This window comes from Nonomuraea sp. NPDC051941 (assembly GCF_044593615.1).
Window position 1 is genome coordinate 1 of the sequence record NZ_JBIUCF010000127.1, and the last position, 3,924, is coordinate 3,924.

At 67.4% G+C, this 3,924-nt stretch carries 3 protein-coding genes; all 3 read left to right on the top strand.

Annotated elements, in window-relative coordinates; genetic code table 11:
- Positions 1–150: 150 nt before the first annotated feature.
- Entirely contained in the window at positions 151–1,269 is a 1,119-nt protein-coding gene (locus ACIHFD_RS67650; RefSeq protein ID WP_397375930.1) for a transposase, read from the top strand.
- An 818-nt stretch (positions 1,270–2,087) separates the two neighbouring features.
- Positions 2,088–2,966, top strand: coding sequence for an N-acyl homoserine lactonase family protein (locus tag ACIHFD_RS67655; protein WP_397375931.1), 879 nt, complete (start codon positions 2,088–2,090; stop codon positions 2,964–2,966).
- A gap of 17 nt (positions 2,967–2,983) precedes the next feature.
- Positions 2,984–3,439 carry a MarR family winged helix-turn-helix transcriptional regulator gene (locus ACIHFD_RS67660; RefSeq protein ID WP_397375932.1) on the top strand — a complete coding sequence of 152 codons (456 nt, stop codon included), beginning with the start codon at positions 2,984–2,986 and terminating at the stop codon, positions 3,437–3,439.
- Positions 3,440–3,924: the final 485 nt, after the last annotated feature.

Consider the following 3,924-nt stretch of genomic DNA (forward strand, 5'->3'; position numbering starts at 1 on the left):
CGGTCGCGATCGAGGTGGAGCAGGGTGACACCCTCGGTCGACCGGCCAGCGTGCTCGCTTCGGCCCGACGCGGGCCGGCGGGCATCACGACCCGGATCGGCGGGTTAGCGGTGGTCCGCGACAGACACCGAGGCGACAACTAGGGCCTGTATGGAGTTGAGATCAGTGGGATCGCCTACGCTGCGGTTTCCGCGCGAGCACCACAAGCGCGTGCGGCTTTCCAACTTCATCGAGCGCACCTTCGGCGAGACCCGCCGGGTCAAGGTCATCGGCCGCTTCCCCGGCGAAACCTCGTGCGTGCCCCTGGTCTGGGCCGTGCTCGACCGCGCCGCCCGAGGCTGGCGCGGCTTCACCCTGACCAGCAAGGGTCTGCGAATCCTGCAGGACCTCCGCCGCGCACTACGCCACCCACCCACGCAGCTCCGCCCGACCGACGACCCGGCCTTGGAATCTGTGACCGAGGCCGCCTGCGATCCGCTCACGGCACCTGCCTCGTCGAGGAATTTACACCGCTCCGAGGACGCGACCCGTTTGCGGGAGGCAGAGGGCGCAGGGCACGGTAAACGGATGACGGGTACGATAAGCGGTCCGATGATACAAGACACGACGTCGCGCCAAGCGATTGACTTACGGGTGCACCGCTGGCTGATGATCGTTGGGGCGCTCCTCACCGGCGTCGCCCTTCTGCTGTTGTCGCTGCTCCCTAGCGCGCCTTCCGAGGCGGTTGCAATGACGGCGTGGGTCGAACGCGGTCACTCGCTACTGTCGTGGAGCGACGAGCTGCTGTTCTTCGCGGTCATCTGCTGGGGAGCCGGTGCCCGCGGCCTCTTCGGCGCGCGCAAGGCCGAACCGTCGGCGCGGATCGACGTGGGAGTGACCGCTCTCACGGCCGCCCTCGTCGCCCTCGTCGTTCTACTGCTCGCGGTGGGGCGTCTGGTCTACCCGGTGTTTGAGATTCAACTGTCAGCCGAGGTTCTAGCACTGGTCGTCAGCTCGACGTTCGGCGCTCTGCATCTGGCGTTCCTAGGTTTCGCCGTTGCTGCGGTCGCGCTCAGCTGGTCGACACGCGCCGGACTAATCGGGCGAGCTGTTGGCATCTTTGCCGCAGCCGCATTCATCGTCGGCTCTTTCCCCTGGCTGACACCGAACTGGTGGAACTCATTGGTCGCGATATTGGTCGCCGCGTGGGGCGTGCTCCTGGCCCTTGCTACCGTAACTCGCACCGAGAATCCCGGCGACGCAACGGAGAGGATGAGTACCACCATCTAGGACCTTTCTTGGACGAGCTCTTGGCAACCATGGTTGTCAAGAGACACTCGACAACCTGAGTTGTCACCGCCGCGGCATACAGGCCAGGTGGAGGCGTGCCTGTGGGCGAGGAAGATGGGCCCCGCCTGGCGCCGCCGACACAGCAACTGACCCGTCTCAGCGCCTTCGGACGACGCGCACCTGCGGCCCCGGTCGGTTCCGTCACCGTCTCCATCAGTCCTCAGGACGCCTGACTGTACCTGGCCACTCCCGAGTGGACGAGCCAGGTCGCCGCCTGGCACACCTGCCAAGAACCCCAGATCACGGCTGCAGAAGCGGCGCGTCGTCGACGCCTCGGGGCCCGGCAGGGATGCCAGGCGCATGCGGATCCACCCGCTCCGACCAACTGGGTTCAATCGCTATCTGGGGTTGTTGGCCTCTTCTCGCAGGTCAGAGCGGGATGATCTTTTCAGTCACGTAAAGCATGTAGACCGGCCTTGAAGGCATGTCCGGACGGCCCACGAGACCCGCGATAACGGTGAAGGCTGAAAGCGGCGCTGGGGCTGGGCTGGCCTGGTCAGCGAGTGCGTCGGCGGTGGGCGGAGTCGTGCTCTGCGGTGCTGCGGGCGGAGGTCTCCTCGCCGAGGCGGGCGTAGCGGCCGAGGCTAGCCAGGTGGGCCTTCGAGGGAGCTGGCTGCGGAAATTGGCAGTAGATAGCTGACCTTCGTTGCGGTTCGGCGACGGCCAGGTTTGCCCTGGTGGGGGCCTGTGTCGATCAGTCGCGATGAACCCCTCTCCCAATAGTTGACACGACATAGATGTCGTGTAATGTATTTTCCATGACGAACGAGACGAAGCAGATCAAGAAGGTGTCCGTGGTCAGCACCGGGTCGGTGTCGATCCACCCCGAGCATGTAGCCGCGAGCGGCAAGCCGCTGTACTGGTGGCTGTTCACCTCGCGTCGATGGACCGAGCCGCTGCCGATCAATGTGTACGTAATCGAGCACAAGGACGGCCTGGTGCTGTTCGACACCGGTCAGGACCGGGCGTCGGTCACCGATCTCGGCTACTTCCCCGGTGGGATCACCGGGGTGCTGTACGACCGGCTGGCCCAGTTCGAGATCGCGCCGGAGCAGACGCTGACCGCGCGGCTCGCCGCGATCGGCTACGACATCCGCGATGTGCGGACCGCGGTCATCTCACACCTGCACCAGGACCACATCGGCGGGCTGCGGGAGCTGACCGGCGCCGAGATCATCGTGTCCCGGCGGGAATGGGGAACCCTGCGCGAACCGCTCCCGGAGATGAAGGGGCTGCTGCGCTCCCACATCGAGCTGCCCGGGCTGCGGTGGCGGTTCGTCGACCCCGAGCCGCTGGCCGACCCGACGATCGCGCCGTTCACGTCCGGGCATGACCTGTTCGGGGACGGGAGCATGGTGCTGCTGCCCACCCCCGGTCACACTCCCGGCTCGCTGTCCATGCTCGTACGGCAGGCGGGCCAGGTTCCGCTGCTGATGGTCGGCGACACCACTTACGACGCCGGACTGCTCGAGGCCGGGCACGTCCCCGGAGTCGGGGAGAAGAAGCGCCTGACCGAGACCACCTCGATGATCAACCAGCTGCGGGAGCGGCAGCCGGACCTGACCGTACTGGCGGCCCACGACCCCGGCGCGGCCGCTGCGCTCTCCGCCGCCCGCCGCACCCTCACCCCGGCCTGACAGGAACAATGGCGTCCATGCGTCCCGTCGAGGAGTTCAGATACCTGGTCCTGGCCGCGCAGCGGGAAGGAAACCGCCTGCTCAGCCAGGCATTGAAACCCCTCGGAGTCACCGCGTCCCAGGCTGAGGTGATCCGAGTCCTGCAGGACCGCCAGCCCCTCCCCTTGAACGGCCTGGGCGACCTGCTGGTCTGCGAGACCGGCAACAGCCCCAGCCGCCTCGTCGAGCGGCTCGTCGCCGCAGGCCTGGTCCACCGTGAAACCTCCCCGCACGACCGCCGCCACATCGAACTCACCCTCACCCCCCAGGGCACCGACCTGGCCCGGCAGATCACCGAGATCGAAGAAGGCCTCTACTCATCCATCGACGCCATGACCGCAGGCGCCGACCTCACCCAGATCAACGATTTCCTCCGCGCCTTCGTCGCCGACCTCCCTGCCGGCCAAGCTCTCGCCCGCCGCGCCACCCCCTGACCCAGCCTCTGCCAGGACCGGGACCCGTGGTCCAGATAACGGCCGCACGCACTGCCACCCGACAAGATCGTGGCGAAGACACGCAGGTCTGAGGCGTCGCCGACCAGCTCGACCGGGGGTATCCAAGCCACTCCCTACACCTCCCAGCGCCCGTTGCCGGGGCCCGCCACCAAGGGACGGCTGATACGAGCAGTGCCCGGCATCGCCTTCCGCGCCCGCAGACGGCTGCCCCTTGAACACCACCGCTTCTCATCATGGCGCGTCACGAGCACCGCTTACGCCCCAACGGCACAACTGATGTCCCGTTCCAATGCCGTGCACCGCAAAAGCGTCATGCCAGCCGCCTTTGAGAGGGGGGGGGGGGGGGGGGGGGGGGGGGGGGGGGGGGGGGGGGGCGGGGCGGCGCGGGGGGGGGGGGCCCCCCCCCCCCCCCCACACCACAACCACCACACCACACACACAAACCAAAAACCCCCCCACCAAAC

What these genes read in the sequence shown, in the direction of transcription:
- ACIHFD_RS67650 (WP_397375930.1), top strand. Translation starts at nt 151, where the DNA reads ATGGAGTTGAGATCAGTGGGATCGCCTACGCTGCGGTTTCCGCGCGAG.
- ACIHFD_RS67660 (WP_397375932.1), top strand. Translation starts at nt 2,984, where the DNA reads ATGCGTCCCGTCGAGGAGTTCAGATACCTGGTCCTGGCCGCGCAGCGG.
- ACIHFD_RS67655 (WP_397375931.1), top strand. Translation starts at nt 2,088, where the DNA reads ATGACGAACGAGACGAAGCAGATCAAGAAGGTGTCCGTGGTCAGCACC.